The organism is Cupriavidus sp. IDO (assembly GCF_000812465.1).
In the GTDB taxonomy this organism is placed as follows: domain Bacteria; phylum Pseudomonadota; class Gammaproteobacteria; order Burkholderiales; family Burkholderiaceae; genus Cupriavidus.
Genome location: NZ_JWMA01000163.1, coordinates 1 through 17,688 on the forward strand (window position 1 = coordinate 1; position 17,688 = coordinate 17,688).

The window sequence follows — 17,688 nt, forward strand, 5'->3', positions numbered from 1 at the left end:
CCGAGCGCGAGATTGCCGTGCCCACCCGTATCAAGCCAGGCGCGGAAAACCAGCGTTTGGCTGCATGAATGAGGCGACATCTACCTTGACGCGCGCCGATTCGGGCGGCTTCCGGATTGGTGGCGGCGAAATTTGCCGGACTCATCATGTCGATGAACTGGCGGGTGAAGAAGCGCAGGTTCTGCTTGTCCTTGTCACCGACATCGGCCGCCTCGGCCATCGCCGTCAGCCAGCGCGAATTGGCCAGGTAGGTCTGCATGAGCGCGCCGTACCACGGATGCTCGCGCCATTCCAGCGCCTGGAACCTGCGGTCGGCTGCGGCGGGAGGCCGGGCCAGCATGTCGGCCCAGTCCTGCGTCGCCTTGATGCAGGCCTGGAATAGTGCGTCCGGATAGGAAGGGCTGCCGCTGTCGGTCATGCATGCTCCGCGAAATCTGGCCGATGCGGTGAAGGGCACCGCTGCCCCGCGAAACCATAAGCCGAACGGGCGATCCGATCCCCTCCCCCGACGGGGGGGCGGGCCACCACCCGCGCCCGGCCGGCGCCGGGCGTAGCCGGCTTCGGTGAGCCAGGCGAAGCAGGCGTTCACGTAGAAGGAAGCAATTCTGTCACTCCGGAATCTGCCTGGAACCCGCGCTGTATATAGAAGCGCCGGCGAGGAGTTGACACTTTTATTTACACTCGAAACGACGGAAAAGTGTCACTTCACGTGAGTTGAGAGCGTGCAAAAGATGGGGAGGCTCCCAGCCCGACCGCATCTCAGCGCGCGAGATCGCCGCCTCGCGTCACAGGAAATGCATCGGGCCAGCATCGCCAAACCGGTACTGACCAACAAAGAACAGACCGTATCCTTGCCGCAAGTCAGGGCGCCTGACGAAATCTCCCTTCGCAACTTTTGCACGCTCTCGTATACGGTTGGAGAGCATCATTTGAGCGGGGCGACAACCACGCCACGTAAACCGGCTCTCTCGATCGCGGCTTTGACCAGACCCTCGGACTTCGCGTCTTCAATGAACTGGCGCGCATACGCCACGCCCGGACCCCGCCCCTTCGGCATCGCCATCGCGTGCGGATCGATGCCGAGCTGACCGTCGAGAACCCGAGAACTAGGTAATTGATTCGAAATCTCGAACAGGCTTGGCTTGATGCTGAAGATTACGTCTGCTCTCCCGGATTTCAGCATCTCCATTGTGCCAGCGAGGCTTGATGCTCGGACCACCGTGGCATTTTTTAGCGTGCGCGAAATAAAGACATCCGGCTGAGACTTCTCCTGCACGGCAACTCGAATCCCGGGCCGATCCACATCAGCCATTGTTGAGATGGAAGAACCACCGGGAATGAGGTAGCCGAATTCGATTTCCAGATGCAGCGCGGTGAAGTCCCACTCCTGTGCCCGCGCAGGGCTAAACCCAACAAAGGCGACGTCCCAAGCGCCGGCTTTCCCGCTGTCGAGAAGGGCTCCGACTGATGGATACAGAACCGGCTCAAACGGAACTCCCATGCGCCTGGCCAATTCTTTTCCGAGGTCAAATCCCACCCCCTTCATCTCACCCGACACAGAGTCCCGTATCACATTGTGAGGACTGCCAAGCTGAAGCCCAACGCGAAGCTTGCCGGTTGGAGCCAAAGCCTGTCGGGCTTCCGGTGTCGGTGCGGTACTGATGCCCGCACACCCCGTAAGTAGCAGCCCAAGTAGCGCAGTCATTACCCAGTGAGTCGTTCGCATTGTGCCCTGCCTTAAAGTGCCGTTGCTCTCTAACGAATAGAGTTTATTCGCCGCTCAAGTGCCGTTCGCTCGTCTACGCTACCAGCTTGCGGCTGTAGATGTCCTGCATCATGTACCAACAAAAGAAGCGGCCTTTCACCGTCAGCCGCGGACTGTTCACCGTCACCTTACCGTACATGGTGCGCACCACCGTCGAGCGACTGTCCTTGTGGCTCAATGCCGCGCCGCAGCACCGACAATGGGTCTGGCCAGAGAGCCACCCCTTGCCGCGTCTTAGGCGACAACGATCTCATATCGGTTGACTTCATGATGGCCATCGTGATTTTCTAAGAACACAATTGCCGGATCCATCATCAGCCCGGGCGATTGGGAGGACTGGGGTTGGTCCAGCCATTCTCGAACACCATCTCGTCCAGGGATTGCCGTCTGGCCCAGTCTTCCTGTTCCAGCATCGGCTTTTCATAGAAGGTGTCGACCTGACCGAGGCACAGCACAGCCACTGGCCGGGCGCCGGGCGGCAACCGCAGCAGCCGGCCAAGCTGTTCAGGGTCGAACAAGGAAACCCAGCCCACGCCGATTCCTTCAGCGCGCGCAGCAAGCCAGAGGTTCTGGATGGCGCAGGCCACCGAAGCGAGGTCCATGTCCGGCATGGTGCGCCGACCGAAGATATGCCGCTCACGTCCATCCATCAGCGCTGCCACCAGGACTTCCCCACAGTCCAGGATGCCCTCCACCTTGAGTCGCATGAACTCGTCCTGGCGTTCGCCCAGGGCGAGCGCGGTGCGCTGGCGTTCGGCATCGACCAGCGCGTGGACCTGCGTTCTCAGGCTCCTGTCAGTGAGGCGGATGAAGCGCCAGGGTTGCATGAAGCCGACGCTGGGGGCGAGATGCGCAGCGTGCAACAAGCGTTCCAGCAAGGCAGGATCGAGCGGGTCCGGCCGAAAGTGGCGCATGTCGCGACGCTCCCGGAGGACGCGATAGACGGCGGCAATGTCACTGTCGCTGTAGCGAGATGGGTTCATGGCTTGTATAGCGGGGCGGTGGCGCTTGGGCGGGAGGGAAAGTGGCAATGCAGGGAGCTTGCCACGATGCTGGCGTGACGATCGATGGCTTTGCCCGGTGCGGTGTGGCGATGCTGGCTCATCCTAGGTCTTGCTGGTCCAGCCGATGCGGTGCCGCTCCTGCGTCGCCGCGTGCCGCGCATCCTCTTCGCTGTGCAGGTAGGCGCTGGTGGTAGCGATCGAGGCATGACCAAAGTTGTCCCGCACAAATCGCAGATCGACCTGCTGGTCCGTCATGTGGGAGCCCGCGGTGTGTCGCAGCCAGTGCGCCGAGGCACTGGCCAGCACCGCGGCCTGCGCCTCCCACTCGGGCCCGCGCGCCCGCAGGCGCTCGGCCGCCATGCCGAACACCTCTTTCAGAATCAGGTGCAGCGCCCCGCGTGACAGGGCCTTCTCGCGGCCCTGCTCGCGCCCCGTCCCACGGCCAATGACCGGCAGCACCAGCGGGCGCATCTCGCCGGGTTGCGGCGTGGCTGGCAGTCCGTTGGCGCGGCGGTAGCGCGCCAGTTCGGCGATCAGCTCGTCGGTGGCCGGCACCAGCCGGGTCTTGTTGCCCTTGCCGGTCACCTCCAGCCACCAGCGCTCGATGCCCTGGGCATCGCGCCGGCAGAAGAGCGCACCCATGGTCGTGGCTGTCAATTCGGACGCGCGCAAGCCACCCAGATAGAGCACGGTCAGTACCCATCGGCAGCGCGCCGCATGCAGGCGCTCGCGCTCGGTCACGGTTGGCATCGCCTCGACGGTCATATTGGTTCCGCCCCACCCGCCATCCGATACCCCATCGCCCGGTACCCGCGTTGGCGTTTGTCCCACATCCGCAACAATGCCGGGTGGCCGGTGTCGACGAAATCGATGATCCGTACGTCAGTCTTTTCGGCATGTTCCCGGTGCAGCCGGCCCGCGTACTGTTGCAGGGTTCCCCGCCACGACACGGGCATCGCCAGCACCAGGGTGTCGAGCGGCGGATGGTCGAAACCTTCCCCGACCAGCTTGCCGATCGCCAGCAAGACGCGCGGCGCGTCGGCTGGCAGGGCGTCGAGCGCCGCGATCAATGCGGCCCGTTTCGCCTTCGACAGCCGCCCGTGCAGCACGAAGAGGGGGGAAATTTGCCCGCCCAACGCAGCCTGGATGGCGTCGAGATGTTCAGTGCGTTCTGTCAGCAGCAAAATCTTGCGGCCTTGCCTGAAGGCCTCGATCACTTGCGCAGCGATGGCGTCAGTGCGAGGCTGATCGTGGATCAGATGCCGAAATACCTCCTGAATGCCAGACTCTGGCGGCAACTCGATGCGCGAAAGGCAGGTGTGCGGTACGACCTCCAGGGCGTGTGGTGAGCTGGCCGGCTTCGCCGCTGTGTACCGGATCGGCCCGCACTGCATGAAGATGATGGGCTGCTGGCCGTCCCGCCGAATCGGGGTGGCGGTCAGGCCGAGCACGTACTTTGCCTTGGTCCGTTTCAGGATCGCATCGAACGATACCGCGCCGATGTGGTGGCATTCATCGACGATGACATGACCGTAGTGCTCAACCAGCGGGTTGACTTCGCCCTGCCGCGACAGCGATTGCATCACTGCGATGTCGATCTTGCCGGAAGGCTTGACCTTGCCGCCGCCGATGGTGCCAACCACGCCTTTGCCGACGCCCAGAAAGGCCTGCAGGCGCTCCTGCCATTGCTTGAGCAGTTCCGTGCGATGTACCAGCACCAAGGTGTTCACACCGCGACGGGCGATCATGGCGGCCGCCGTTACCGTCTTGCCGAAGGCGGTCGGTGCGCATAGCACGCCAGCATCGTGCGGCAACATCCCGGCAACGGCAGCCTCCTGGTCGAGGCGAAGCGTGCCGACGAAGCCAACATCGATGGGTTCACCCGGGTATCGCTCGTCGCGTAGATCACAGAGGATGCCATTGTCGCGCAGCAGTTCCAGCGCGGCATTGAGACAGCCGCGCGGCAGGGCGATGTGCTGCGGATAGTTTTCTGCATTGCCGATCACGCGTGGCTTGTCCCACACCGACATCCGCATCGCTTGCGCCTTATAGAACTCGGGGTTCTGGAATGCCGCCAGACGAATCAGGCGGTTGGCCAGCGGCTGCGGCAGTTGCGCCTTCTCAAAATAGACTAGGTTGGCCAGCGTCACGGTCAGTGACTCCGGCATCTTGCTTCCGAGCTTCCTTGCCGCCGAAGCGTTTTGCTTCCATGGCGTGGCCAAGTCCTCATCGCCGATGAAGGTGACATCCAGCGGATGGACGCTACCCGTGGCACGAAAGATGGTTGGCTCGATGTCGCGCGGTACCATCGGCCGGATTGATGCCAGGAACGCCCACTGGTCGGGATAGGGATGAAAATCGGCATCGACGAACACGCTACAGCCGTGCTCACGCGGTCGCTTCTGCAGTGGCAGCGCGATCAGATTGCCGAAGCCACCCTTTGGCATCGTGTCCTGGTTGGGAAACAGACGGTCATAGGAGGCGAGCTTGAGTTGCCGGGTACGCGAGCAGGTGTGGCTGATGATGGCCGTGCCCAGGCGGCGCGCATCGCGCGCCGACACCTTGCCCGCGAAGAAGACCCAGGCATGCGCGCCCTGGCCGGAACGGGAAATCTCCAGCGCGACCGGCACACCGAGTTCCCCGCAGGACTGCACGAAGGCACGGGCATCGTCCCGCCACTCGGCCTCGTCGAAATCGACGGCAAGGAAATAGCAGGTGTCGTCTTCCAGCAGCGGATAGATGCCCACCGTGTGCTCACCGGCCAAATGGTCGTAGATGACCTGATCAGAGAGCGGGATCAGCAAGCGGTTGCCGCAGTCGCCGCACTTGATGCGCGGCTTCTCGCAAAGGCCGGCGCGCCATTCGTTGGCGCAAGCCGGCGCGTAGCCAGCCTTGCCCGTGGACTTGCTCTCCCAGCGGATTGGGTAGGCATCCGTGCGCCCGCGAAACAACCGGCGGAACAGCGCCACCTTGTCGACCGTGGAAAAATGCGACCGCTCCGCTTCCTGATCGCCAGGCGCGGCTTCCTTCGGCGGCAAGCGCCATGCGATGCCATGCGATTCCAGTAACGCGATCAGGCGGGCGTTCTCGGCTTGCAGCGCGGCGAACGCATCACGATCAGCCATCGACGCCATACTCGGCCAGCAATGCATCCATGTCATCGCCCACCCCGTAGCCGAAATGGTCACTGGTACGGCGTACTTGGGCAAGACGTGCCCAGAGTGCCGGCCGCTGTGTATCGGGCAAGGTAGCGATCATTTGCAGCGACTGCTCGAACATCCGTACCAAGGCGTCAAAATAGCCATCGTCCTGGTAGCCAATGTCAGCGCTGAAGCCGGACGCCCGTTCGCAATAGAACACCATCAGTTCGGCCATCCCTTGCGGCTGGCCATTGGCCTTCTTGTACTCCGAGATCGCCTTCTTCGCCTTGGCTACCGAGGTGTCTTGATTCTTGAACAGATCGGGCCACAGCCAGCGGTCGATGGTCACTTTGTATGGCTTGAGCACATCCTGGCCCAGCGCAAACCGGGCGTGCAAGAAGGCCTGGTTGTCCTTACTCGCCACGTACAGGGCCTGTACCAGCCCGATCAGGCCGGCACGGTCAAAGTCGGCAAGCTTGGTTTTGACATCGCTCCAGGAGGGCGAGGATTTGCGGGCGGCCTTTGGCTTTACGTCCGGCATTGACAAGCTCCTACTGTGGAGGATCCGCGCCCGCGTCGCTGGTGGCCGCGCGGACGTACACCGGTTCGCTTCGGCGCAGTGCGTCCGACAATGCAGTTTCAGGCCGCGCAATCATTCGGCGCTCCCTGCGTCGTTTAGCCGGCCAAGGCGTGCCTCCAGCTCGCGCCTTGTCCTGGCCAGTTCCGCGGCCAGCAGATTCTCGTTAGGCAACACGGTCTGGTATTCGGCGGCCAGCACCTTGTTCGACAGGCCCTCCAGCGCGTAGTGCGCCTCGTTGCTACCCTTGCTCGCACACAGGATCAACCCCACGGGCGGGTTTTCGCCCGGCTTCATCCAGTGCTCGCGGGCGTAGTTCAGGTACATGTGCATCTGGCCGGCATCAGCATGGCTGAATTTACCGATCTTGAGGTCGATGACCAGCAGGCATTTGAGCTGGCGGTGGAAGAACAGCAAGTCGACGCGAAACCAGCTGTCGTCGATGCGTAGACGGCGCTGACGCCCGACGAAGGCGAAGTCGTCGCCCAGTTCCAAGAGGAAGTCGGCTAAGTGCTGGATTAGCGCCTCTTCGAGGTCCGACTCGGAATATTCGTCCTTCAGATTGAGGAACTCCAGCACGAACGGGTCCTTCAAGGCCTGCTCAGGTGTGATGACATCGGCGCTTTCGGCTGCTTCGCCTTTCTGCAACATGGCGGCCTTGTTGCGTGACAGGGCAATGCGTTCGTAGAACTGGCTATTAATCTGCCGGTCGAGTTGCCGTACCGACCAGCCGCAGCGCAGGGCTTCGGCTTCGTAGAATCCGCGCGCCATCTCATTGCGAACCGAGAGCAGTCGGACGTACGCCGACCAGGGCAGCGGGAAGGCTTTGGATAGCTCCGACAGGTCGACGGCATTCCGGGACAAGGCGTTGGAAATCTCACCAGTGGAAATGGCAGACGATGTCTGCGAAATCCGGGCGGTGGGCAATTTCGCAGACGGTGTCTGCGAAATGTGGTCGATGGGCCAAGCCTGGTAGAACAGGCGCATCTGCTCCAGGTTGCGCTCCGAGAAGCCACGCCCGAACCTCCTCGAGAGATCAGCCGAGAGCCGCTTGAGCAAGGCTTGCCCATAGCCAGCGCGGTCCTGCCCACCTTGCTCAAACTCGACGATGCGGCGGCCGATTTCCCAGTAGGTGGCAGTCATCAGCACGTTGACACTGCGGGCGGCGGCACGATGGGCGCCTTCCAGCAAGGAGACGATGTCGCCGTGCATGCTGCCATAGTCGGCACTGCCCGGAACAAGTTCGCTCATGCCGGCACCTCATTCACCAGTTCATCGTCCTCGCTAAAGAGGCGCACCTTCTCGGCCACGTGGCCGAGAATCGAAGCAATCTGGTTCTTCGGGCTGGCATCCTCGAGGCCGGCCTTGGCGTTCGGGCTCTGCAGCTCGCCGGCTTCGCGCGTGGATGTTCCTTGTTTGCTGATGGGGGACAGTGCTGCCGTCCACCCGTCCTCGACCAGTTCCCGCGTGCCGCATTCGAGGCAGCTGTCCGCTGCGGTTATCACCCTTTCGCGCGTAGCCACCTTTGCCAGCGTCCTCGTAGAATATAAGTAGATCACGTTCGATTGTATCAATGTGGGACACCTGTGGCCGGCATTTGCTGCCCAACGAAGATTGTCCGCTTTGCCTGCCGATAGGACAGGGAGACCAGCTCTCCATTGAATCAGCAACCTTACTTGCTGAAGGTGTCCCAGCCGATGCGATGCCGCTCCTGTGTGGCCTGATGCCGCGCATCCTCCTCGCTGTGCAGGTAAGCGCTGGTGGTGGCAATCGAGGCATGGCCAAAGTTGTCCCGCACAAAACGCAGGTCGACCTGCTGGTCGGTCATGTGCGAGCCGGCGGTGTGACGCAGCCAGTGCGCCGAGGCGCTGGCCAGGACATCGGCCTGCGCTTCCCATGCGGGCCCGCGCGCGCGCAGGCGCTCGGCCGCCAGGCCGAACACCTCTTTCAGAATCAGGTGCAGCGCCCCGCGCGACAGGGCCTTGTCGCGCCCCTGATCACGGCCGATGACCGGCAGCACCAGCGCGCGCGTTTCCCCGGGCTGCGGGCTAGGCGGCAGCCCGTGGGCGCGGCGGTAGCGCGCCAGTTCGGCGATCAGCTCATCGGAGGCCGGCACCAGCCGGGTCTTGTTACCCTTGCCGGTCACCTCGAGCCACCAGCGCTCGGTGCCCTGGGCATCGCGCCGGCAGAAGAACGCCCCCATGGGAGTGCCTGTCACCTCGGCGGCCCGCAGCCCGCCCAGGTAGAGCACCGTCAGCACCCAGCGGCAGCGCGCCGCATGCAGCCGCTCGCGCTCGGTGCCTACCGGCATCGCCTCGACGGTTTCCTTGACGGTCGCCCACAGCTCGTGACTGAGGTAACGCGTGATCCGTGGCCGGCTGGGGGCGCGCCGGCGCCTGGCCAGCGCGAGCGGGTTGCCGGCCAGGTAGCCGGCCTCGGTCAACCAGGCAAACAGCGCATTCAGGATGACCAGGGCGTGGCGCACGCTGGCGGGCGACAGCGGCCCGGCAAACGGGCGCCAATCGGGGTGGTTGCGTGCGAGCTTCTTGCTGCCGGTCAGGACCCAGCGCGCGGCCGGCTGCGGGTCGGCGAGGAAGCGTTCATAAACGAGCAGGTCTTCGTGAGTCAGGGAAGACAGTGGCTTGCCCAGTTGCAGCACGGCCCACAGGATCAGCCGCTCCACCTCGCGGCGGTAGGCGGAGAGCGTCGTTGCGCTGTCGGCATAGCGCGCGAGCCAGGCGGTGACGGCGGGCAGGTCGTCGGTCGCGGCGATCCGCGTGGCCGTGGCGGGGGCGCGGTTGCTGCCGGCCGCGCCGGACAGCGCCGACGGCAGCCGCAGCTGCTCCAGCGACGTGGGCAATGCGGCGCGGAGGCCGGACGCAGGCGGGGAGGGCGGATGGGCGGGCGATTCCAAGGTCGGGTCACGTCAGTGAAACTAATTTTGTTCCCGTCATGGACACGGAAAATAAGGGCAACCAGAGGGTCGAGTAACAAAATTAGTTTAAAAAGTTGAAAGACAAATTGTTCCTTCGGCCGACAGTTAAACTAATATTGTATCCTTGCCCACGTTCCGGCACATCCTTGCCTTGCAGTCCCGCGATAGCGCCCTATGGTTCATAGCGATTGGGCCATAGGCGATGGTGGCCATTTGTGCTGGAACCTCCATGCAAGTCCGCGACGCTGACGACAGCTGTCATTGCTCCCGCCGCACAATCGGCAGGAGAGCCATCGACACCTCGCTCTGGGCAAGCCCGGATGAAGGGGCGCTCGAAGGAGAACGGCGCGCGTTGTATTTTGCGAGAAAGCAGGCGGTCTCGCTGTACCTTTCTGGCGCGACGGCCGATACCATCAAGCGTCTCACCGCACTTGGCGCAAAACAGGCTTATCGACTGATCCGCGAACGTTGCCTCGAAACGCATCCGGACGGGCGACCCTACGGCTGGCGCGGGCTGGTTCCGTGGACCCGGATCAAGCACTACCGGCGCCATCGGAAGATCCATGTCAGTCAGTTCGGCGGCGGCGCCGTTGGTGCCCTGCAGGCGCTCCTTGATGCGCAGCCGGAGCTTCGCCAGGCATTCGAAGCGCGTATTCTCGCGGGCGCGTCAGGCAAGCGGCTGGTCGAAACCCGGCAGTCGAAAAGACGTCACTGCGGGTGGCTTCTCGACCAGCTCCGCGAGCTTGGATGTGAACAGCGAAACGAGTGGCCGTTCAACACGGCGACCCTGGGATACGTCTCGATTGGCCGGTATATCGACAGGGTGTTGTCGGCCAACCCACGAGCGCTGGCGGCGGCGAGCGGCGGTCCAGACCTGGTGTCAAAGCTGAAGACAGGGGACGGAACCGGACGGCCAGTTCAGAAGTTCATGCAGCGCGTCGAGATGGATGCGCACAAGCTGGACGGACGTTTCTGCGTGTCGCTTCCCCTGATGGGAGGCGGCTTTCGGGAGAAGATCGTTCATCGTCTCTGGGTTATCGTGATTCTTGAAGTGATGTCGCGCGCGGTGCTCGGCTACTACTTCAGCATGAGACGGGAAGTCTCGAAGGATGATGTCCTGCGCGCGCTGAAGCGGGCATTGGGAAAATGGTGGGCGCGCCCGGTAAGCTTCAGCGACAAGGCGTATCTGCCCGATGCCGGGCTTCTGTCGGTGCTGGGTGACAATTTCGTCGGACTGTGCTGGGATGAGACCAGCGTAGACGGTGCCCTTGCCGAGACCTGTCAGCACGTGCGCGACGCGTTGCGCGATACGGTTCGCGCGACGCTGCTTGAGCCGAAAACCTCGTTCTCGAAACGTCGAAGCAAGGACGACCGGCCCTTCATCGAGGCGTTTTTCCGCAATCTGGCGGGGAAGGGCTTTCAGCGTCTTTCCAACACCACCGGCGCCAAGCCTCAGGACCGTAAGGGCCGGAAGCCGGAAGACGTTGCGCTGGCAAGCCGATTCCAGTACGAATATGCGGAAGAGCTGCTGGACGTGCTCATCGCCAATTACAACGCAACACCGCACAGCGGGATTGGCAACCGCACGCCGCTTGCATACGCGAACTTCCTGTACCACCACGCCCAGCAGAGCTTCCGCCGAGTCGATCCCGCCGTTGTGGAAGCGCTATTCAGCATCCGCAAGCGCTGCATCGTCCGCGGCGGAGCAGCGAGTGGGCGCGCCCCGTACGTGGAGTTCTATTACGGCCGCTACACCAACGAGGTGCTGCACAATCGGCACGACCTGGTGGGATCCGAGATCTGGGTGGTCTGTCACAAGGAGGATGATTGCCGGGTAGCGCTCGCCTCCACGCTTGACGGCATCCCACTCGGTGTACTGCGGGCAGCGCCGCCCTGGAACATTTCACCACATAGTCTTGCCGTTCGCGCAGCAATCTCTCAGGCCTGCTCGCACGGACAACTGACTATCCCAGGGGGCGCAGACGCCATTGAAATCTTCATGCGCTTTGTAGAGAGTCAGGCACACAAACGCTTACCCGTCCATCCGGCCTACCTCGAAGCGCGACGCATTCTGGTTGCTGCAGCGGATCCGTCGATCGGCGCTGCCATGCTGGACGCTGCGATGGATCGTGCCAAACAGAAGGACAGCAGAGGTTCGCGCAACGGTGGCACCAGCAACAAGCCAGCGCGACCAAACGTGGCGATCAAAACTGAGCCCGCGACTCCGGGCTCCATGCTCCCGCCACGTCGAATGGCGCAATCGGGGTAGGTCATGCGATTCCCTCTGCCCGAGCGCATCGATCCGCGACACTGCATCGTGACGAAGCAGTACGCAGTATATACGCCGCCCATGCACGAGATGATTGAACAGCTCGGCGAATGGATCGACCAGCAGCGCCCCGGCGGCTATATCTATGGTGCATCACGGCTGGGCAAGTCTCGCTGCGTGCAATGGTACGTCGCTCAGGTGCTGCAGGAACGCCTTAACGCCGTGGTACCGCTGGTGGTGTGGAATCGCCGTCCGGACAGCCAGACAAGCGAAGCGGGATTCTGGCATCAGCTGTTGCTCGCCTCGAACTTCGAATTCGCCAACCCGGCGAAACCACCGAAAAGAGCGGAAGGGATCCACCTGTGCAGGCAACGCTTCATCGCCATTGCGAACAACGCGCAGCGTAATTATGTCGTACTGGCCATCGACGAAGCGCAGGATTTGACGTTCCGGGAGTGGAAGTGGTTGCTCGGTCTTCAGAATGACCTTGATTACGAGGGCTACCTGCTGAGCGTGTTTTCCGTCGGCTCGCACCAGCTGAACTATCGTCACGAGTATATGGCGATCACCGGCAACGCTCACCTGGCAGCACGTTTTATGGCCGCGCATGCGCGATTTCATGGGCTGCGTTCGCCGGAAGAAATCGCATACGTGCTCAACGGCTACGATATCGACTCGGAATGGCCACCGGGCAGCGGCGTTTCATACCTGAAGTATTTCGCGCCGGTTCAATTCGCGGCCGGGCACCGCCTTGCAGACTGTGCCGCGCTGGTGTGGAAAGCGCTGGTGGAACTCTCGCCCGAATCTGCGCGCCGTCATCTCGAGTTCCCGATGCAGCATATCGCCAGGGCAACCGAGGCGATGCTTTTCCAGCTGGCGCATGGCGGAGACTGGGTTGACGTGACGTCTTACGAGAACTGGTTGCAGGAATTCGCAAAAGCGAACTTCCCGGACCACATGAGGATCATCTCGACGGGTAGTTGACATGGCGGCCTACCCATCGGTGAACTGGTGGCCGGGAAGCCTCCGTCCGTACGAGTCGCGGCTATCGTTCGTCGCCCGCTTCTGCGCACTGAATGGCATCAACGTCCGAAAATGCGCGAAGTTTTTGCGTGTGGAGCCCGATAGCAACACGCCGCTTCCGATCGACGAAATCAGACGCCTGGCGTCCGTGCTCGGTGAGACCGCGCCGCTTGTCGAAGACGTTTTCTCGCCTTCCATACGGTTCATCGATGTCGGCCGTTATGGCCCGCCTCCCGATAGTCGCGAGCGACGTGCCATCCGCTATTGCGAGACCTGTGTGCAGCACGGCTACCACAGCTACCTGCATCAGCTTGGGTGGCTTTCGCGGTGCCCATTTCACCTGAGCGCGCTGAAAACGACCTGGGCGCAGAAGCACACCGCCAGCCTCGTGTCGCAGCGCGTGGGCGCGTTGGAGTTCGTGATGCGGCAACGCTGCAGGACGTGGCCGCACGGCATTGATGCCGGCTTTCCGGCCCGAGAGCAGGGGCGTGTTGCGTCGCTCGCCGGCTGGGTCGCACGGGCGAGCGTCGCTGCCGCGCGCATGTCGCTCGGCGAGATCTGGTCGTCGGGCAACCATGGCATGCCGGGGGCTGTCTCCCTCGACCAAGCGTTCGGTCAGCTGCGCACGCTTGAGCCCCCGCCCGAGGACATCGAGCAGCTCCTTATCGAAGCCGGTGATCGGTGGACTCTGGAAAGCCACGCGTTTGCGCGGCAAGCGAAAATCCAGCTCGGCCGCCTCAGGTCGAGCCACCTCAGCTTTGCCGACGTACTTCACTTCTATATACGCATCAACGCCGCTTCGGCGAATCCGTCTTCGTTTGTCACGCGCCTGAATGCCATCCAGGACCGGCAGACTCGCCATGGCACCTGTCGCTGTCGGTGGAGGCTGACCAAGGAGGGACGGCTTTCGCGCTGGGTCAGCGTGCGTCCAGAGGAGGGGCCCCGCTGGGGCCTGATCTGCCCATACGAGATCGCGCTCAACGAACTTCAACTCGGCTGGGGCCGTTCGGACCTGGCGCTCTCCAATCGGCCGGCGGAGCAGGAACGGCGGCGCTTCTGCAGCGTTTCTCACGCGATGCGCGACTTGGGCCTCATCCGCTATACACGGGATGCAGCGGTAGCGCCGGCGGGTTACCTATATGCCGATCAGGACGTCTGGACCTGCTGCGAGTGGGTCTGGGAGTCGACGCTAACTGCAGTGCTCGATATGGCGGTCACGTGGGAAATCGAGCTGACGTTCGATGCGTTGACCACTTGGCTAGATGACATCGATCGGGGTGTCGATCCGCTTGAGCGCGACGATTCCAAATCTTGCGTCCGCCTGTGCGAAACCGACGACGGGCTGTTGCTGATTAGATGGACGCAGGCAGAAGGGTCCGCGTCGCAGACGACTCCGTTCTGAGCGCGACGTTGGGCACGAGCTCCGGCACGGAGACGGGCCGCCATGGGTAATCGGGCGCCGCACGAAAGGGGCGCCAAGGTAAGTCAAGACGATGGCAGCCCCGCGCTCAGCCAGATCGCCGCGAGGCTTTGCGCTGACCGAAAGCCTCGTTCTGACCAGCAGCCACTCGGTTTCGGTAAAGCCTCGTGCCGTATCCAGCGCCGGACGAAGGGCGGCGCCACGAACCTTGATGCCGGCAAAGGGATTGGCCAACACGTACCGCTGCTGGTCCTGCACGCCGAATGGAGAATCGTTTGCAACTGACGGTCGAACGTAGCCGGCATCATCACGGCGGTCGAGAGCGACCGGCGATGTCTGCATCCAGGTGATGGGGGCGTGTGCGCGGTCATCATGGCTGACGCACATGGCGTCGGCCGGTGTGGTGCTTGGCTCGCTGTCGCTCGGTGGGCGCGGCAGCCACGACGATTTTGCTCCGGGGGGCCAGGAACAAAATTAGTTTAGAAATGGATACAAAGTTAGTTTAACCAACGCCAACGCACATGCCATTTGCGTCACTATAGCATATAGCTAGACATAAGCACAGTTATGTCTAAAGTCTTGCCAAGAAAATTGGATATATATCATATTACGTAGTAATATTTGTCATCACTTTTCCGTTTTTCTCCCGATGGCCGCTGCCGACCTGGATCTGACCGACACTGCGCTACAGGCCGACCTGGCCGAGCTGCGCGGGCGCTTTCCCGAAACCCGCGCGCTGTACCGCGAGGTCTGCGGCCTGCTGTTCTTCCGCTACGGCGTCACACCCACGGCCAACAAGCTCTACAGCCTGGTGCGCAAGGGCAGCATGGGCACGCCCGCCGAGGTGCTGCAGGCGTTCTGGCAGGAGTTGCGTGGGCGCACGCGTGTGACCATCGACCATCCGGACCTGCCGGAGTCGCTCAAGCAGATCGCCGCCGGGGCGGTCCAGACCATCTGGCAGTCGGCCAACGAAGCGGCCACCGCCGAACTGGCGACGCTGCGCGCGGAAGCCCGGCACGCCGCGAGCGAAGCGGAAGCCGAGCGCGATGCGGCGCGCGTGGAGACGGCCGCCGCGCGCGAGGATGCGGCGGCCATTGCCGCCCAGCTGGCGGAAGCGCGGCAGGCGCACGACACGGTGCAGGCAGACCTGGCCACGGAGCGACAGGCGCACGCCGCCACGCAGGCCCGGCTCGAGGCGGGCCGGGCGGAACTCGAGGCGGGCCGACGCCAATTGGAAGCGTTGCGCACCCAATTCTCGACCGAGCTGGAGCGGGCGCGCGAGCAGGTGACGCTCGCGCAGGAACGCGCCGAAGCCAGCGAGCGACGCAGCTTGCGCGAACTGGACCAGGAGCGCACCGCGCGCCAGAAGAGCGAGCGCACAGCCGAAGACCTGCGGTCGGAACTGGCGGCGGCACGCAGCGAGGCGCGCGATGCCGCGGTGGCGCAGGCGGAGGGTCGCGCGAAGCTGGAAGCGCAGGCCGCGGCCCTGGCTGATCGGCTCGTGGCCACCGAGCAGGCGCAGCGCCAGGCGGCGAGCGACCTGGAGGCCGTACAGGCGGAACTCGCCGCGGCACTGCGTCGGGCCGAGCGGGGCGAAGCGGAAGCGGCGCTCGCGCGCCAGCTGCTGGCCACCTTGCGCGTCGCGCCGCCCGAACGCGACGGCGGTGGCAGTGGTGGAAGGCGGCGCAAGGCCGGCAGTCCGCCGGCGACCGCGCCGGAAGACCACGGGAAAGAGCCGGGCAACGAGCAGGGGGCGGCGGCGCTGCCTGACAATCAGGACGATGGCACCGCCAGCAGTGACGGCAGCGATGACAGCAAAGACTGAGCGGGCGGACGCGATCCGCCGGATCCAGGCGCAGATGGACGACTACGGGCAATCCCCCAACCTTGCATCACATAAACGCCGATGGGTAAGTTCGAACGACACGCAAGAGACAAGGTCTCACCGTCCATGGGATTAGGAAGCGTCTGCACGTGCAGTGACTTCAATGAAGGAGAACGAATTGGCCCCAGAGCAAGTGGTTGAACCCGTTGTCGCGAGCAATGCGACGGACGGACTTGGTCAGATGGAGCTTCCCATCGCTGAGGCGATGCGCGACGCGGATCCCGTCATTGGTGAAGCCAGTGATGCATGCGTCGGTAGTGGCAGCGTTGACACTCAGACCCGACGCTTGGACTTCTGGTCCACAAGCCGGGATAGCGGCCCGACGGCGACCGTGTCATATCGGCGCCGGCGGCCTTACACAGCCCCGGACGCTTCAACGGAAGACGTGGCACCGGAAGAATCGATGGAAGCCACCGCCTCGGAAGCGTTGACTGAATCTGACGCGCCGGAAGCGCCCATTGAAGCCATGCCCTCGGAAGCGACCACTGAAGCCGTGGCCGAAGCTCCGGTTGAAGTCCTGGCCACGGACGAACCGACGGAAGCTGCCGCCCAGGACGAACTGACCGAAACGGCCGCCCCGGTAGCACCGCTTTACGCCCCAGCTCCGGAAGCTGCGCCGGAAGAGATGCAGGCCCCGAAGCGCGGTCGGAAGCCGAAAGCGCTCACCGAAACTGCCGCTGCGGAAGCTGCGCCGGAAGAGAGGCGGACCCCGAAGCGCGGTCGGAAGCCGAAAGCGCTCACCGAAACTGCCGCTCCGGAAGCTGCGCCGGAAGAGAGGCGGACCCCGAAGCGCGGTCGGGAGCCGAAAGCGCTCACCGAAACTGCCGCTCCGGAAGCTGCGCCTGAAGAGAGGCGGACCCCGAAGCGCGGTCGGAAGCCGAAAACCCTAGCCGAAGTTGCCGCTCCGGAAGTCACGACTCAAGAGACCCCAACCCGGAAGCGCGGGCCGAAGCAGATAACACTGCCTGGAGTGGAGGCTGCCCCGGAAGCGCCGACTCAGAAGCCGCAAACCCGGAAGCCGCGACAGGAGCAAAAAGCGCCTACCGCAACCCAAAGCCCGTCCCAATCCTCACTGCTCGCTCAACTGGCATCTGTCAATGCGCAACTTGAGCAGTTGCGAGCCGCGGAAGTGCCAAAGGTCGTGAAGGAGATTCAGCAGTTGATGCAGGATTATGACCTCAGCATTGAGGACATTGCGGGCAAGCCCAGTGTTGAGCCCGCTGCCCGCGCTGTTCCGACCAAGACGAAGGCCGCGCCGCCTCCGAGGTACCGCAACCCCAAGACGGGCCAGACCTGGTCGGGGCGCGGTCGGGCACCCGCGTGGATTGGCAAGAAGCCCGAGCGTTTCCTAATCGATCTCTTGTACTGAACGGCAGGTTGGCGGGCGCGGCCGGTCCGCCCCTATTCTGACTAGTTGCCCATCGGGCGGGCCGGACCCCGAAGGATGAAGCAGGCTTGGGCCCGGTGAATTGCGCGGTGATGGGAATAAGATGATAGCCGGTGTCGGTAACGAGGTCGGCTCTTGCTTGGTGCCCCGAGCCCGTTGACTAGTTGGACCCGCAGCCCTGCGAGCACCCCGAAGCACGTCTACTAGACTTCGACAACGAGGGCTGCTGCCGATGCCGTTGACTCTGGCAGGAGGCTCCATGCAAGTACTCTATCCCCGCTGT

13 protein-coding genes and 2 pseudogenes are annotated in these 17,688 nt (G+C 63.3%); 5 read left to right on the forward strand and 10 right to left on the reverse strand.

Features of this window, described 5'->3' with window-relative positions; translation table 11 throughout:
• The 10 genes and pseudogenes from RM96_RS30245 to RM96_RS30285 form a co-directional block, all read right to left on the reverse strand.
• Nucleotides 1–418 (reverse strand): annotated as a pseudogene (locus RM96_RS30245) (hypothetical protein); the annotation flags it as partial.
• 507 nt (nt 419–925) lie between these two features.
• Nucleotides 926–1,726 carry a transporter substrate-binding domain-containing protein gene (locus tag RM96_RS30250; RefSeq protein ID WP_039015424.1) on the reverse strand — a complete coding sequence of 267 codons (801 nt, stop codon included), beginning with the start codon at nt 1,724–1,726 and terminating at the stop codon, nt 926–928.
• A gap of 73 nt (nt 1,727–1,799) precedes the next feature.
• Nucleotides 1,800–1,943: a hypothetical protein gene (locus RM96_RS39570; RefSeq protein WP_193752554.1), complete on the reverse strand. Its 144-nt coding sequence runs from the start codon at nt 1,941–1,943 to the stop codon at nt 1,800–1,802.
• 136 nt (nt 1,944–2,079) lie between these two features.
• Complete coding sequence (gene bluB / locus RM96_RS30255) at nt 2,080–2,748, reverse strand: 5,6-dimethylbenzimidazole synthase (RefSeq protein ID WP_039015425.1); 669 nt, start codon at nt 2,746–2,748, stop codon at nt 2,080–2,082.
• Nucleotides 2,749–2,871: 123 nt separating this feature from the next.
• Nucleotides 2,872–3,531: pseudogene (locus RM96_RS30260) on the reverse strand (tyrosine-type recombinase/integrase); the annotation flags it as partial.
• Complete coding sequence (locus RM96_RS30265; protein ID WP_052279846.1) at nt 3,531–5,894, reverse strand: TOTE conflict system archaeo-eukaryotic primase domain-containing protein; 2,364 nt, start codon at nt 5,892–5,894, stop codon at nt 3,531–3,533. The pseudogene RM96_RS30260 and the gene RM96_RS30265, both read right to left, overlap by 1 nt.
• Nucleotides 5,887–6,450: a hypothetical protein gene (locus tag RM96_RS30270; protein ID WP_039015427.1), complete on the reverse strand. Its 564-nt coding sequence runs from the start codon at nt 6,448–6,450 to the stop codon at nt 5,887–5,889. Before RM96_RS30270 ends, RM96_RS30265 begins: the two co-directional genes overlap by 8 nt.
• 111 nt (nt 6,451–6,561) lie before the next feature.
• Entirely contained in the window at nt 6,562–7,737 is a 1,176-nt protein-coding gene (locus RM96_RS30275) for a PDDEXK nuclease domain-containing protein (protein WP_039015428.1), read from the reverse strand.
• Complete coding sequence (locus RM96_RS30280; protein ID WP_039015429.1) at nt 7,734–7,991, reverse strand: hypothetical protein; 258 nt, start codon at nt 7,989–7,991, stop codon at nt 7,734–7,736. The genes RM96_RS30275 and RM96_RS30280 overlap by 4 nt, the downstream gene beginning before the upstream one ends.
• A 167-nt stretch (nt 7,992–8,158) precedes the next feature.
• A complete protein-coding gene (locus tag RM96_RS30285) occupies nt 8,159–9,346 on the reverse strand; it encodes a tyrosine-type recombinase/integrase (protein ID WP_338011442.1) in 1,188 nt (395 codons plus the stop codon).
• 304 nt (nt 9,347–9,650) lie between these two features.
• Here RM96_RS30285 and RM96_RS30290 point away from each other — a divergent pair, with 304 nt between their 5' ends.
• The 5 genes from RM96_RS30290 to RM96_RS30310 all read left to right on the forward strand — a co-directional run bounded on the left by RM96_RS30290 (nt 9,651) and on the right by RM96_RS30310 (nt 17,387).
• Nucleotides 9,651–11,690, forward strand: a complete 2,040-nt coding sequence (locus RM96_RS30290) for a hypothetical protein (protein WP_039015431.1) — start codon at nt 9,651–9,653, stop codon at nt 11,688–11,690.
• A 3-nt stretch (nt 11,691–11,693) separates the two neighbouring features.
• Nucleotides 11,694–12,674, forward strand: coding sequence for an ATP-binding protein (locus RM96_RS30295; RefSeq protein ID WP_039015432.1), 981 nt, complete (start codon nt 11,694–11,696; stop codon nt 12,672–12,674).
• A gap of 1 nt (nt 12,675) precedes the next feature.
• Nucleotides 12,676–14,115: a hypothetical protein gene (locus RM96_RS30300; protein ID WP_039015433.1), complete on the forward strand. Its 1,440-nt coding sequence runs from the start codon at nt 12,676–12,678 to the stop codon at nt 14,113–14,115.
• Nucleotides 14,116–14,782: 667 nt separating this feature from the next.
• The gene (locus RM96_RS30305) at nt 14,783–15,958 is read left to right on the forward strand and encodes a DNA-binding protein (protein WP_039015434.1); all 1,176 of its coding nucleotides are present in this window, start codon (nt 14,783–14,785) and stop codon (nt 15,956–15,958) included.
• 163 nt (nt 15,959–16,121) lie between these two features.
• Complete coding sequence (locus RM96_RS30310) at nt 16,122–17,387, forward strand: H-NS family nucleoid-associated regulatory protein (RefSeq protein WP_039015435.1); 1,266 nt, start codon at nt 16,122–16,124, stop codon at nt 17,385–17,387.
• Nucleotides 17,388–17,688: the final 301 nt, after the last annotated feature.